13 protein-coding genes and 3 tRNA genes are annotated in these 12,865 nt (G+C 58.6%); 2 read left to right on the top strand and 14 right to left on the bottom strand.

What is annotated here, in order from left to right; translation table 11 throughout:
* Positions 1 to 53: 53 nt before the first annotated feature.
* Positions 54 to 950 carry an acyl-CoA thioesterase gene (locus tag HMPREF2888_RS10850; protein WP_070518779.1) on the bottom strand — a complete coding sequence of 299 codons (897 nt, stop codon included), beginning with the start codon at positions 948 to 950 and terminating at the stop codon, positions 54 to 56.
* 111 nt (positions 951 to 1,061) lie between these two features.
* Here HMPREF2888_RS10850 and HMPREF2888_RS10855 point away from each other — a divergent pair, with 111 nt between their 5' ends.
* Both HMPREF2888_RS10855 and HMPREF2888_RS10860 read left to right on the top strand, forming a co-directional pair.
* Positions 1,062 to 1,544 (top strand): DUF3817 domain-containing protein, encoded by a 483-nt coding sequence (locus HMPREF2888_RS10855; protein WP_062038794.1) that lies wholly within the window; start codon positions 1,062 to 1,064, stop codon positions 1,542 to 1,544.
* A gap of 13 nt (positions 1,545 to 1,557) precedes the next feature.
* On the top strand, positions 1,558 to 2,826 hold the full coding sequence (locus HMPREF2888_RS10860) for a DUF2029 domain-containing protein (protein ID WP_070433161.1): 1,269 nt from the start codon (positions 1,558 to 1,560) through the stop codon (positions 2,824 to 2,826).
* A 6-nt stretch (positions 2,827 to 2,832) separates the two neighbouring features.
* On the opposite strand, the gene HMPREF2888_RS10865 is transcribed toward HMPREF2888_RS10860, so the two are convergent.
* The 13 genes from HMPREF2888_RS10865 to HMPREF2888_RS10925 form a co-directional block, all read right to left on the bottom strand.
* Complete coding sequence (locus HMPREF2888_RS10865) at positions 2,833 to 3,297, bottom strand: hypothetical protein (protein ID WP_062040486.1); 465 nt, start codon at positions 3,295 to 3,297, stop codon at positions 2,833 to 2,835.
* A 53-nt stretch (positions 3,298 to 3,350) separates the two neighbouring features.
* The gene (locus HMPREF2888_RS10870; protein ID WP_070433160.1) at positions 3,351 to 4,478 is read right to left on the bottom strand and encodes a glycosyltransferase family 4 protein; all 1,128 of its coding nucleotides are present in this window, start codon (positions 4,476 to 4,478) and stop codon (positions 3,351 to 3,353) included.
* A gap of 14 nt (positions 4,479 to 4,492) precedes the next feature.
* On the bottom strand, positions 4,493 to 5,461 hold the full coding sequence (locus HMPREF2888_RS10875) for a phosphatidylinositol mannoside acyltransferase (RefSeq protein WP_070433159.1): 969 nt from the start codon (positions 5,459 to 5,461) through the stop codon (positions 4,493 to 4,495).
* Between the two features lie 12 nt (positions 5,462 to 5,473).
* Entirely contained in the window at positions 5,474 to 6,100 is a 627-nt protein-coding gene (pgsA, locus tag HMPREF2888_RS10880) for a phosphatidylinositol phosphate synthase (protein ID WP_070518780.1), read from the bottom strand.
* The gene (locus HMPREF2888_RS10885; RefSeq protein WP_061922834.1) at positions 6,093 to 6,641 is read right to left on the bottom strand and encodes an HIT family protein; all 549 of its coding nucleotides are present in this window, start codon (positions 6,639 to 6,641) and stop codon (positions 6,093 to 6,095) included. Before HMPREF2888_RS10885 ends, pgsA begins: the two co-directional genes overlap by 8 nt.
* Positions 6,628 to 8,691: a threonine--tRNA ligase gene (thrS, locus tag HMPREF2888_RS10890; RefSeq protein WP_061922837.1), complete on the bottom strand. Its 2,064-nt coding sequence runs from the start codon at positions 8,689 to 8,691 to the stop codon at positions 6,628 to 6,630. Before thrS ends, HMPREF2888_RS10885 begins: the two co-directional genes overlap by 14 nt.
* A gap of 93 nt (positions 8,692 to 8,784) precedes the next feature.
* Complete coding sequence (locus HMPREF2888_RS10895; protein WP_062040470.1) at positions 8,785 to 10,071, bottom strand: Dyp-type peroxidase; 1,287 nt, start codon at positions 10,069 to 10,071, stop codon at positions 8,785 to 8,787.
* Between the two features lie 68 nt (positions 10,072 to 10,139).
* Entirely contained in the window at positions 10,140 to 10,766 is a 627-nt protein-coding gene (locus HMPREF2888_RS10900; protein ID WP_141744867.1) for a copper chaperone PCu(A)C, read from the bottom strand.
* An 86-nt stretch (positions 10,767 to 10,852) separates the two neighbouring features.
* Entirely contained in the window at positions 10,853 to 11,431 is a 579-nt protein-coding gene (locus HMPREF2888_RS10905) for a copper resistance CopC family protein (RefSeq protein ID WP_070456535.1), read from the bottom strand.
* Positions 11,432 to 11,727: 296 nt separating this feature from the next.
* Positions 11,728 to 12,405: a Type 1 glutamine amidotransferase-like domain-containing protein gene (locus HMPREF2888_RS10910; RefSeq protein WP_246815071.1), complete on the bottom strand. Its 678-nt coding sequence runs from the start codon at positions 12,403 to 12,405 to the stop codon at positions 11,728 to 11,730.
* Positions 12,406 to 12,517: 112 nt separating this feature from the next.
* Positions 12,518 to 12,590 (bottom strand) — tRNA-Gly (locus HMPREF2888_RS10915).
* Positions 12,591 to 12,635: 45 nt separating this feature from the next.
* Positions 12,636 to 12,707 (bottom strand) — tRNA-Val (locus tag HMPREF2888_RS10920).
* A gap of 27 nt (positions 12,708 to 12,734) precedes the next feature.
* Positions 12,735 to 12,805 (bottom strand) — tRNA-Cys (locus tag HMPREF2888_RS10925).
* Positions 12,806 to 12,865 lie beyond the last annotated feature (60 nt).

A 12,865-nucleotide genomic window follows, 5' to 3' on the forward strand; every position in this document is an offset into this window, starting at 1 on the left:
AGAGCAGTTGAAAACAGCCCCCACCGTTTTCCGGCGTTTGAGTGAATATTTTTCTAGACGTTTTGCCAATTGCCGTTGTGCGAGCCTACCTGCATGCCCTCGCGCACCGTTCGGGTAAGCCCTTCCTGGACCACCACGGCAACCAAATCCCCGCCTTGGTTAAAGATCTTTCCGGTGGCCAGACCTGTCGCATTCTGCGCGGATGGTGATTCCTGCACATACAGCAACCACTCATTAACACGCACTGGACGCAGGAACCAGATCGAGTGATCCAGGCTGGCAAGCTGTACTTGCTCGCCTTGGTGTGGCAGCAGCGAAGCACGGATTAAGGTCATGTCAGACATATAGGCAAGTGCCGCACGGTGGGCATCCTGGCTGCTTTCTGACGCCGCAAATTCTTGCGAGGTATTGCGGAACCACACGTAGCGGAACCCAGCGCCTGTGGCTTCGGCAAGTTCAGGGTCACGGCTTTCCTGCGGGACCAAACGGATATCCCAGTCTTCCCACTCGCGCAGGATGATGCGTGTGGAATAAGGAGCACCACCACCGCCGGCGGCGGCAGCCTCCTCCGGGCCCATAACCTCCGGCATGGCGTCCTGGTGCTCAGGACCAAAGTCATCGGCGATGTGGAAACCCGCGTTGAGCATGAAAATCAGGCGATCGTCTTGGAAAATGCGCACCTGACGGGTAGCAAAGGAACGGCCGTCCCGCACGCGCTCTACCTCGGCACGCGCAGGCGCGGCGGCATCACCCGGGCCCACGAAGTAGCCATGCAAGGAATGCACGAGCTTTCCTTCAACGGTGTGCTGGGCTGCAGCGAGCGCCTGGGCCACCACCTGCCCGCCAAAGGTGCGCGCAATCTGGGACGGAACCATGGGCACGGAAAAGACATCACCCTGAGCCTTTTCGTGCAGCGGCGCTACATCAATAACCTCGCACACCTTAGCCATTACCTACGCGGGACTCCCCTCTTTGCTCAACGCGCAATCTTAACGTGCGCTCTTCACACGCAACCCTGCCAACTTTACCTGTGCGCCGGGCTAGCGCGTAGGATATGCCGCATGTCTTTTTTACGCCCTGCTCGCCTGCACCGCGTCGTTGCCTACCTGGAGATGTTCACGTGGGCATTTCTTATTTTTTCTATGGTTCTGAAGTACTCCGGTGTGACGGAGGCTCTAACTCCTATCGCTGGCGGTATCCACGGTTTTGGTTTCCTCTGCTTCATCGTCGTGGGCGTCATGGTGTGGATCAATAACAAGTGGTCCTTTGGCCTGGGCATGTTGGGGCTTATCGTTTCGGTCATACCTTTTGCCGCGCTCCCGTTTGCGCTATGGGCGGACAAGCACGATAAGTTCCTGCCGCATTGGCGCTTTAGCGATTCTGAGCAGCCACACGGCCTTGCCGAGCAGCTTTTGGCCCAGGTAGTGCGCTTCCCAGTGCGCACTCTGAGCGTGTTCGTCGTAATCATTGCGCTGGTCTTTGGCGTTCTGCTGATGCTCGGCCCACCCGTCGATGTCGAATCCACTATCGAGTCGAACATCTAATAGCATTATTTAGGTGAAAATTTTTCGTTCCGTTCCAGCAGTGTGGACTGGCTGGATTTGTTTCCGGCTTATCCTCATCGGACTGCTGCAATGGGATAACGTCCCGCTAGGAGATATCTCCTATTACTTCTCCGGGCGTTTTGGGGCGAACTCCTCGGATATGACCGAGTACCCGCACCCTGGCACGTGGCCTTCGATTCTCGTCGGCTGGTTGAGCGGCCCGAATCAGACCAGCTTTACCGTTATTTTTACAGGACTGTGCCTGCTTGTCGACGCCGCTTTCCTCATGGTCTTGCTTCACGGCTGGCGCCGCAAGCCGCAGGCCTTCGTCGCCGCATGGTTTTGGGTCATCTTTGGAACCGCAGTGGGCCAGGTCTTTGTCTGGCGCCTCGATATTTTTCCGGCTCTGGCAGTTGCTGCCGCAGGAATGCTTCTTGGCCGCAACTCGCGGCTTGCAGCAGCCTTGCTTGGCCTTGCCACCACGATGAAGCTGTGGCCCGGCGTGCTCGCCGCAGGCCTGGTTGGCCGCTTCAATGCCCGTGCGACTTGGCAGCGCCTTAGCGCGTTCTTCGCTTCCATCGTGGGCATCTGCCTGCTCGTCCTCGCCTTCAATGACGTCGAGCGCCTCATCTCCCCACTGCGCTACCAGGGAGTACGGGGACTGCAGGTGGAATCGATACCCGCAACACTTCCGGTATTTGCCTCGCATCTTTTCCCGGACACTTGGTCCATCGGCTACGCTACCTCCAAGAGTTTTGAAATCACCGGCCCTTGGGTGAGCGCGCTCTTAGTTCTTAGCAACGTTTTAACCTTGGCGATGCTGTTTTTCGCCATCGGCTTCGCACTCATGCGCTTCCGCAACGGCAACTGGGGTGCACGCAGCACGCTGGCCTTTTTCATCACGATGATCTGCCTGCTTTTTATCAGCAACAAGGTCTTTTCCACCCAGTACATCACCTGGCTCGGCCCGATCTTGGCGATAGCGCTCAAGGATGCCTGGCCGCATGCCGCATCGGGTGCGCATCAACATATCGACAAAAAAGTAGGCAAAGTGCTGCGCAACCTCGCACTGTGCACGCTTGCTGCGGCGGCACTGGGCACACTGGTCTACCCGTTCAACTATGACGCGGTGCTCTACGCGGGCCGCGACGGCCTCTTCCCTGCTCTCTTGTTGCTGGCGCGCAACGTGCTCGTCCTCGTGTTGACAGGCCTTGCTTTTACTTGGCTGCGCTTGGAGCTCAAGCGCGAAAACACGAGCTCTACCAAGCAAGCAGCTCAGTAGCAGGAACTACTCAGTAATCCGCAGCTGGCTGAGCTCGAAGAACTCTGGCAGCGGTGCCGTGCCGCCCAGGCGGAACATGCGCACAAGGGGGCGTAGGCGTAGCGAGCGGGTATCGCTGACCGCTTCGTTGTAGAAGCGATGAGCAAGGTGGATGCGCCCCTCGGCGTCGGCAAGCAATGCGGGACGCTCGGCAAAGCGCTCGTTGACCGCGATAGACAGCTCCCGCTCGTGGGCCGAACGCGTCTCAAAATGGCCCTGGGTAAGCTCGCTCGACTCCGCGCGGGAGGCAACCTCCTCCAGCTCCGGCGCTAGTGCTGCCACGACGGCGGCGCGGCGATCAAGGGTGGCCTCCAACTGCGCCAAAGCCGCATCCGTGCGGATGTGCAGGGAGTTCAACCGCTGCGCGGTGAAATAGGCCCACATCAAGATGAGCACGAGCGCGACGATCGCGACAACCAGTTCTACTGCCATAGTCTTTTCCTGCTCTTAAATCTGCTGTGGGTAAAGGGCGACACCGCCCGCTTCTACTTGGTGCGGACCTTAGTTCCGTCCTGCACAGTCTCATAAACCTGCATCACGGCAGCGGCCACATGGTCCCAATCGTAGGTGAGAGCGCGCTCGGTACCGGCTTCAATTAAAGCATTGCGCTTATCTTCGTCCTGCAGGACAAGGTTGAGCACCCGCGCGAGGTCGCGGGCATCCTCGTTGCGGAACAACGCACCGGCTGGGTTCTCAGAATCGGCGGCGCATACGGCGGCAAAGGCTTCAAGATCGGAAGCTACCACCGCGCAACCTGCGGCCATGGCCTCTACCAGGACGATGCCGAAGCTTTCGCCGCCGGTGTTAGGAGCGACATAGATATCAGCGCGGCCGAGGATCTCCGCCTTTTCCACATCGCTCACGCGGCCAACGAAGTCCACCCCCTCAACCTCACGCGGGCGGCCGCCGCCCATGACGGTGACCTTGACCTCCGTGTCCACCATCGTGAGGGCCTCCAGCAAAATATCCAGGCCCTTGCGTGGCTCGTCGAGACGCCCCAAGAACACAATCTCGGGCACCTTCTGCCCGGATTGCCCTGGCTGCCCTTCTTGGTCTGGTTGCGCAGCGACGCGCTTGCGGGCAGCCGCATACACGGAGGTATCCACGCCATTCGGAATAAGTACTGGGTCGCCGCCGAGTTGTTCCACCTGCCAGCGGCGGGCCATCTCTGAGACGGCAATGCCGCCGCGCACCTTCTCCAGGATTGGTGTGAGGAAAGGCTTGGCCAGCTTCAACACGAGCGAGCTAGAAGCCGAGGCGTGGTAGGTCGCCACGATGGGACCTTTGGCTTGTGCCAACGCAACCATGGAGTAGCTCGGCGAGTTCGGCTCATGGATGTGCAGCACGTCGAAGTTGCCGCGTTCGATAAACTTCTTGGCGTTGCGCTTTACCTGCGGGCCTACGGACAAGCGGGCCACGGAGCCGTTGTAGGTAATCGGAATGGCGCGCCCGCCTTTCATAACAAAGCTCGGCAGCTGTGTCTCCGGGGCTGCTGGGCCAAGGACCTCCACGTGATGGCCTTGCTCGATAAAGACGGTGGCCAAATCCAAGATGTGCGCCTGCACACCGCCTGGCTCATCAAAGGAATACGGGCATACGATTCCGATACGCACTACTGCCTACTTCCTTACTTTTTACCGTCAGCTTCGAGCTTTTCTTGGGACGTACGCTTGTCCTTGGCTGCGCGGCGTGCGGCGCGTTCGGCTGCGCGGCGTTTAACGTCTACATTCCACTGCGGCTGCAGCATATGCCAGTCCGCCGGGTGGGCCTTGATGTTCGCAGCGAAGCCATCGGCCAGGCGTTGGGTAGTCTCCTGCACATTGGTGACTTCCACCTGCGGACTGACGGAAAGGCCCCAGCCTTCATCCTCGAACCAGGAGTGGACCACGTGCAATGCCGCCCCGGTTTCCATGGCCAAGCGGGCCGGGCCGGCAGCCATGTTGGCTTCCTCGCCCATGAAGTCGACCGTGACGCCAGTGCGAGTGAGGTCGCGCTCGGCCACCAAGCAGACCACGCCACCTGCTTCCAAGACTTCCTTGAGCCGGCCAAACGGTGAGGTCTTCTCTCCTGTCAGGGCGATGACCTCAAAGCCTAGGGACTCGCGGAAGTCCACGAAGGCGTCGAAAAGCACCTCCGGCTTGAGCCTTTCTGCAACCGTTGTGAATTGGCCATAGTGGCCTACCAGAAACACCCCGGCCATGTCCCAGTTGCCAGTGTGCGGAAGCGCCAAGATGACGCCTTTGCCGCGGGCCATGGACTCGTCGAAGTTCTCTAAGCCCTGCAAACCGGAAAGCAGCTTGGCGTGCAGATCCGGGTCCTGATGGATCGATGGCAGGCAGAATGCCTCCCGCCAGTAGCGCATATAGGAACGCATGGAATTGCGCACCAACTCGCGTGTGACGTTTTCTGGGCCCACCACGCGCGCCAAGTTTCGGCGCAGTTGCTCCATGCCGCGGCCATCATCGCTGGCGCGGTCTGCGCCCCAGTCAAAAAGGCGCTTGGCCCACTTCTCCGGCAACAAACGCACCAGCCGCCACCCTGCTAAGTAGCCGGCGGCAGACAGCTGCTCACGGTCTAATCCAGGAAGAAGGGCCATAGGCATTAATCCTTAAAGGTCTGGGGTGAAACGGGCCTTCGTGTCCTGGCGGGCAGCCTGGACCATGCGCTGAATGACGGTAAAGATGGAACCGAATACAAGGATCCACAGGGCGATCTCGATGGCGTCGGGAACGCCCAGGCCCTCCAAGCCGATGCCGCCGAGGCCGATGATGAGGCGCTCTGGGCGCTCGATCAGGCCGCCGACCATCTTGAAGCCAGAAGCCTCGCCGCGGGCCTTGATATAGGAAATGACCTGCGAAAAAACCAGCACGATGAGGCAGGCCACCACGTGGATGGGGCGAGCGTTATCGACGTAGACTAGCCAGTACAAGATGGCAGAAAACAGGGCGCCGTCGGTGATGCGATCACAGGAGGCGTCGAGAGTCGCGCCAAACTTGGACCCGCCCGTGGTCATGCGGGCCATCGTGCCGTCGAGCATGTCAAAGGCCGCAAAGAGACCAGAGAGCACCGCTGCCGCGAACAGGTGATCCAGAGGAATGCAGATGACTGCGATAGCAATGGTGACAAGAGTGCCGACGATGGTGACCACGTTGGGGGTCAGCCCCATCTTCAGAAACAGCTTTGCCACGGGTTCCACGACGACTGCCGCTGGCTTTCGCCCGTGAACGCTAAGCATTGGAATCCTCCTCATCGATCTCCCGCCAGCCTTGGGCCAAAAGGGCGCGAGTCTCTTGTAATAACTGAGGCAACACTTTAGTGCCCTCCAAGACAGTCATAAAGTTGCTGTCACCGGCCCACCGGGGAACCACATGCAAATGTAAGTGATCTCCCACGGAACCGCCAGACGCCTTGCCCAGGTTGAAGCCCACGTTGATTGCTTCCGGCTTGGACACACGCTTTAGAACACGTACCGCCTTCTGGGCGAAGGCCATCAGCTCGTGGGATTCCTCTAGAGTCAAGTTCTCCAGCTGGGATTCCTTGCGATAAGGCACCACCATTAAATGTCCCGAGTTATAGGGAAAAAGGTTCAGCAAAGCGTAGACATACTCACCGCGGGCAATGATCAGCCCGTCCTCATCGCTGCCCTTGGGAGCCTCAACGAAGGGGTCCTTCGAACGCTTCGAGATATACGCCATCCGGTAGGGAGCCCACAGCCGCTCAAGGCGGTCTGGTTCCCCTGCCCCGGAATCGACGTATTGCTCGTTAGCGTCGTGCACTGATCAACTCTTCGTTCGGCTGCTCGTTGATGCGCTCAGCAACCCATGCGGCGATGAGCTCGATAGCCTCATCCACCGGCACGCCGTTGACCTGCGAACCGTCCAAGAAGCGGAAAGAGACAGCATTTGCGTCGACGTCGCGCTCGCCGGCGAGCAGCATGAAAGGCACCTTGCCGGTGGTGTGATTGCGGATCTTCTTCTGCATGCGGTCGTCAGAGGTATCTACATCGGCACGGATGCCGCGCTTGCGCAGCTTCGCAGCGATCTCCTCCAAGTGCGGGGAAAACTCGTCTGCAACCGGGATGCCAACTACCTGGTGCGGAGCCAGCCATGCCGGGAATGCGCCGGCGTAGTGCTCCAGCAGCACGCCGAAGAAGCGCTCGATGGAGCCGAACAGCGCGCGGTGAATCATGATCGGGCGCTGCTTGGTACCGTCGGACGCGGTGTACTCGAGCTCGAAGCGCTCCGGCAGGTTGAAGTCCAGCTGCACGGTAGACATCTGCCAGGTACGGCCGATGGCATCGCGTGCCTGCACGGAGATCTTCGGGCCGTAGAAAGCAGCACCTGCAGGATCCGGAACCAGGTCCAGGCCAGATTTTTCAGCCACCGACTGCAGGATGGAAGTAGAACGCTCCCAGATCTCGTCGGTACCGACATACTTGTTCGGATCCTTGGTGGAAAGCTCCAGGTAGAAGTCATCCAGGCCGTAGTCCTTCAACAAGGAAATGATGAAGTCCAAAACCTTGGTCAGCTCTTCTTCCAGCTGCTCCGGGGTGCAGTAGATGTGGGAGTCATCCTGGGTAAAGCCGCGAGCGCGGGTCAGGCCGTGGATAACGCCGGACTTCTCGTAGCGGTAGACAGTACCGAACTCGAACAGGCGCAGCGGCAGCTCGCGGTAAGAACGGCCACGGGAAGCGAAGATGAGGTTGTGCATCGGGCAGTTCATCGGCTTCGCGTAGTAATCCTGCGGCTGCTTGGTGCAGTTACCGTCCTCGTCATACTCGCCGTCCAAAGCCATGGCCGGGAACATGCCGTCCGCGTAGAAGTCCAGGTGGCCAGACTTCTTGAACAAGTCACCCTTGGTCAGGTGCGGGGTGGAGACGAAGGAGTATCCATCCTCAATGTGACGGCGGCGGGAGTGCTCTTCCATCTCCATACGCACGATGGCGCCGTTCGGGTGGAAGACCGGGAAGCCGGAGCCAATCTCATCCGGGAAGGAGAAAAGGTCAAGCTCCTGGCCCAGACGGCGGTGGTCACGCTTTTCTGCCTCCGCAATCATGTGCTGGTAGGCCTCGAGGGCCTCCTTGGACTCGAAAGCGGTGCCGTAGATGCGCTGCAGACCAGCCTTGGACTGGTCACCGCGCCAATAAGCAGCCGAGGAACGGGTCAAGGTAAACGCCGGAATGTACTTGGTGGTTGGCAGGTGCGGACCACGGCAGAGATCGAACCACTCCACCTCGCCGGTGCGCGGGTTGATATTGTCGTAGTGCGTCAGATCGCCTGCGCCAACCTCTGCTGCCTCATCGGAGTCTGGGTCAACGTTGCCCTTGTCCTGGATGAGCTCCAGCTTGAATGGCTCTTCAGTAAGTGCCGCCTCTGCTTCCTCGTTGGAGGAGTACACGCGGCGTTCAAAGCGCTGACCAGTCTTGATGATCTTCTTCATGCGCTTTTCGATCTTCTTCAGATCCTCCGGCGTGAAAGGCTCGGCGGTCTGGAAGTCGAAGTAGAAGCCGTTTTCAATGGCCGGACCGATACCCAGCTTGGTACCCGGGAACTCAGCCTGAACTGCCTGTGCCATCACGTGTGCAGTGGAGTGACGGATGACAGCGCGGCCGTCCTCCTCGCTTGCTGCAACTGGGGTGAATTCGGCGTCGGCAGTCGGCGTATGCGAGAGATCGTAGAGAGCTCCATCAGCGCCGCGTACGACGACGACTGCCTCTGGGCCCTTATTTGGAAGCTCGAGCTCCCGCATCGCTGCGCCTACGGCAGTGCCTGCTGGCACCTTAAAAGGCTCGTAGTTCACTGGTACAGCTGGAATCATTTCCGCCATTTAGACTTGCGCTCCTTATGCGCTCACGCTTCGATCGACATACCTGGCCGACCAAAGCTAATCGTAGAGTTACAGCGAAAGATTCTACCCCGCTTAACCCTCAAGAAGCGATTCGCCCCAATAGGAGTTAGAGGTGGTACCGGCCGGTACAAAGTACATGGCTGAGCCGATGTGGGTAATCCACGTATTGAGCAAATCTTGCTCATCAAGGCGGGCTTGAATGGGCTCAAATTGCTTACTCGGATCCTTTTGATAACAGATGAAAATCTGCCCTGCATTAGACAGCTCACCTGGGTTTTCCGCACTCGGCGGGAGGTTGTAGTTGAACGGCCGGCGCAGAATCTTCTGCTCCGGATGGTCCTTCGGCGGATGGGCGCGCGCCACGTGGGATGCCGGGTCAATTGCCTTCAATCCGAACTTATCGCGCGCGTTGAGGTCCACGGCATCGAATTCCTCGGTGCCGTGCATCGGCGCACCGGAGTCCAGCTTGCGGCCAGTGGCGTTTTCCCTGGAAGCGCGGTCAAGCTCTTCCCACGTGTCCAGATTCATGTGGATTCGGCGCACCACCATGGCGCTGCCGCCGGCGAATTTTCCTTTATCGATCCAGACCTGCTCCCGGAATTCCTCTGGAGTGTGCGGATTGACAGTGCCATCCTTTTGCCCGAAGAGATTGCGCGCGGTCTCACCCTTCTTGGCGGCGCCGTTGGCATGACCAAAGCCCTGCTGTACCCACTTGGTGTCCACGTAGCTCGCACCCGCACGGGTCATGTGCCGCATCACGTGCGCCGCCGTTAGCGGATCATCGCTGCAAATCTGCAGCACCACATCGCTTTGGCCCCATTCCGGGCGCAACTTATCGCGCTTGTACGCGCGCACATCCCGGAGCCACTCCGGCTTGGCGACGCCCGTCCGGGCAAAGAAGCCTTCTCCCCAACCGCAGGTCACGGTAAGGCTAGCCGGGGTTTGCGCCAGCTCCGGCTCCAGGCTGCCCAAGGGGTTTTCTGCGGTGCACAGTCGGCGTGCGTCCTCAGTCCACAACCGCATCAGTGCCTTGGCACCGCGCTTGGTGGTGGAATCTTTTAAGTCAAAGCCCACGAGCGCCACGTGTGCCTGCGGCGGGGTCTCGATTCCGGCTTGATGCTCGCCATCGAATGCGACGATATTATCGCCCATGATCTCGGCTGCTTCATCCTGCGCTGGCTGCCCAGCAGCAGCTGCCGCACCAGACCCAGAGTCAGAATCGTCGCGAGAAGGCGAAGCACAGCTGGCCACCGCCACCGCGCTGGCCGCGACGGCGCCGCCAACCAGCAGGCCGCGTCGGCTCAAAAACTCCGTGGTCTCACGCGCGGAGGAAGATGCAGATTTTAAGGACTCATCCATATTCTTTTCCCTACTACTCATTCCAATGCTGGCGCGTGAGTAATCCACCCGCGCGTCGGCTTTAGCCTTTAGTGGTGCGAGTGCTCGCCGTGCTCCATCGAACCGTGATCCATGCCCGACATGTCGCCGTGGTCCATAGAGCCATGATCCATGCCAGACATGTCGCCGTAGTTCTCATCGCCGGCGCCGATTTCGCGCACCGGCACCTCACCGGCCTCGACCTTGGAACCGTCCTCAAGCAAGAGGGTGACCTTGACCGTCTCGCCCGCCATGACTGGTTCCTTCACACCCATCAGCATGAAGTGCTCGCCGCCTGGCTTGAGTTCTGCGGTGCCACCGGCCGGAATCTTCAGGCCGCCCTTCTTTTCCTGCATTACACCGTCAACAACCTCGTGCACCTGGTTCATCTCGGCGTCGATGGAGGAGCTAAAGCCAGTGACGGTGATGTCCTTGTCGGAATCGTTATGGATGGTGCCGAAGATGGCAGTCATCTCCGCATCCTCAGCCATGGCGCGAACCACGCCGTCCTCGATGGTGACATCGCCTGCCTGCTTATCGGAGGCGCTTGCGCTTGCCGGAGCCGCGCTGGTTGCAGCTTCCTTTTCGGCACCGGAATCCTGCTCGCTGTTGGAGCAGCCAGCCAGCCAGAGTGCGCTGACGGCAACGGCAGAAACAACGATATTACGCATCTTCATCATTAGATGTCTTTCTTGTCCAAGCTTTAAGGCGCGAAGGCACTCGTTTTATTTGTGCCTTGCCTGCGTCTTAAAAGGGGTGGTTTTTAAGAGTCCAGGTCATTTGCCCGGCGCATCTTTGCACCGGCCATGATGACCACGGCGACGATAGCCAGAACACCGACGATGCCCAGCGCCCACAGTGCGGCGGGCGGCAGGCCCTCGGAGTTGGTTTCATCTTGTTTAGCAGCAGCGTCATTCGCGTCATCGCCGTCTGCGGCATCGCCCGCTGCGCCGTCGGCAGAGCCGGCAACGCTAAACGGAACGGAACCACGGGTTGCATGCCCGTCCGAGGAGGTGATCTGGAAGCCCACCTGGTACTCGCCAGGTCCCGGCTTTACATCGTCCGGAACCTCGATGGTGAGCTCACGCTGTTTGATTTCGGGCTCGGCGTCGAAAAGCACCTCGCCCGTCTTAGTGTCGGTGACGGCGAAGGTGTTGAAGTCGTCCCTAGGTACTGCGGAAAACTCCAGAGTGATCTCCTCCGGAAACTCCTGCAGCGGAGAATCACTGACCACATTGCCGCCGATCACAGAGTCGTGTGCCAAGGCTGCAGGCGCGGACATGGCGAGCATGGACGCGGCAGCACCGAGCGCAAACAGACTGGTGGAGCGACGAAAGTGCATAGTTTTCTCCTCGAATTGCATGGCTTGCGAATGGGTAAATACATGCTATAACCGCACCCGAAACAATGGCCAATAACCTAAGCCTTGCTTAAAGCAAATCAGGATACCAACAAACTGAACGAGCAGCGGTTGCCTTAGTAGTCGCTGCCCCATTCGACTTAGTTCCCAGTGTCATAGGAAATGTGTTAATGCACACTATTTTCGGTAAATGGTTAACGCCTCCAGGTGGAAATTGACGCACCCGCCAATCGACGCCACACCCGGTGGGTATGGCTGCCTGTACGAGATAGGACCTTCTAGATCAATTCAACGCAATCATCATTAATCAGCAGCGCCTGCCCATCACGCAAAAGCACCAGGTTCCAGTCTTTTCCGTACTTTTGAACCGTTTCACTAATAACCGAAATTGTGTATGGGCCAGTAGTTCCCTGTGCGTGAGGAACTACAACATAGGGAGTAAGTGATAGAGCCGTACGATCATGCAATTCGGGAACAGCACCTGGATCATCCATAACGGAAATCGGTTCGACCGATGGCCCGGCAAGGACCGCCCCCGCCGAGCTGCCAGCATATGGCAAACCGCCGCGAACCGCTTCAGAAAGCAGTTCGAAGGCACCAGACTTCTTTAACTCATACAGTACGCGGTAAGCATTACCGCTTGCGACGTAGACACAATCCGCCTTCTTTACTTGAGTCTCAAACTCTTCAAGCGTGGTATTCGCAACGGTCAGTGAAACAAAGTCGGATGAAATAGAAGCCACTTCTTCCCGCTCCTTCTGTGCAAACGGCACTTCTTCCATCCCCACAGCAGCGTCATCGATGTACAAGATTTTGCCGTGTAAGAATTCGCGCAGCTGCGGATGAAGGTAGGACGCAAGAAACAGTTTCATGGTGCCAGTATGCATGAGCGCTCCAAGCGACGCAGCAATAAGCTCTGCAGGAGCTGCATTCTTCGCCACTGGAATACAGCTCATCCGCATCAAGGTAATGCCAAAAGGGCTAAAGAGTCATAAGTGCTCTTGAAACTTTCAAAGTGCACGACAAAACGCTCCTGTCCGGAATCCCGAACAGGAGCGTTCTTATTTGAGCGGATGACGAGACTCGAACTCGCGACCCTCACCTTGGCAAGGTGATGCGCTACCAACTGCGCTACATCCGCATTCGGGATTCTTATCGAACCCCACTAGGTGCTTTAAGCACCTAGTGCGCGATACTGGGATTGAACCAGTGACCTCTTCCGTGTCAGGGAAGCGCTCTCCCACTGAGCTAATCGCGCTCGACACGCCAAAGCGTGTCAAAGTTGAGGTGGAAACGGGAATCGAACCCGTGTGCACGGTTTTGCAGACCGTTGCCTCACCACTCGGCCATTCCACCGTGGCGATACCGCCTCACACACAAGTGTGCTGGAGCGGATGACGAGACTCGAACTCGCGA

The sequence above is a fragment of the Corynebacterium sp. HMSC077D03 genome, assembly GCF_001808545.1.
GTDB classification, from domain to species: Bacteria; Actinomycetota; Actinomycetes; order Mycobacteriales; family Mycobacteriaceae; genus Corynebacterium; species Corynebacterium simulans.

Coding starts and splice junctions, on each gene's coding strand:
- HMPREF2888_RS10875 (WP_070433159.1), bottom strand. CDS start 5,461: ATGGCCCTTCTTCCTGGATTAGACCGTGAGCAGCTGTCTGCCGCCGGC.
- HMPREF2888_RS10865 (WP_062040486.1), bottom strand. CDS start 3,297: ATGGCAGTAGAACTGGTTGTCGCGATCGTCGCGCTCGTGCTCATCTTG.
- HMPREF2888_RS10855 (WP_062038794.1), top strand. CDS start 1,062: ATGTCTTTTTTACGCCCTGCTCGCCTGCACCGCGTCGTTGCCTACCTG.
- HMPREF2888_RS10895 (WP_062040470.1), bottom strand. CDS start 10,071: ATGGATGAGTCCTTAAAATCTGCATCTTCCTCCGCGCGTGAGACCACG.
- HMPREF2888_RS10900 (WP_141744867.1), bottom strand. CDS start 10,766: ATGAAGATGCGTAATATCGTTGTTTCTGCCGTTGCCGTCAGCGCACTC.
- thrS (WP_061922837.1), bottom strand. CDS start 8,691: ATGGCGGAAATGATTCCAGCTGTACCAGTGAACTACGAGCCTTTTAAG.
- HMPREF2888_RS10905 (WP_070456535.1), bottom strand. CDS start 11,431: ATGCACTTTCGTCGCTCCACCAGTCTGTTTGCGCTCGGTGCTGCCGCG.
- HMPREF2888_RS10910 (WP_246815071.1), bottom strand. CDS start 12,405: ATGAGCTGTATTCCAGTGGCGAAGAATGCAGCTCCTGCAGAGCTTATT.
- HMPREF2888_RS10850 (WP_070518779.1), bottom strand. CDS start 950: ATGGCTAAGGTGTGCGAGGTTATTGATGTAGCGCCGCTGCACGAAAAG.
- pgsA (WP_070518780.1), bottom strand. CDS start 6,100: ATGCTTAGCGTTCACGGGCGAAAGCCAGCGGCAGTCGTCGTGGAACCC.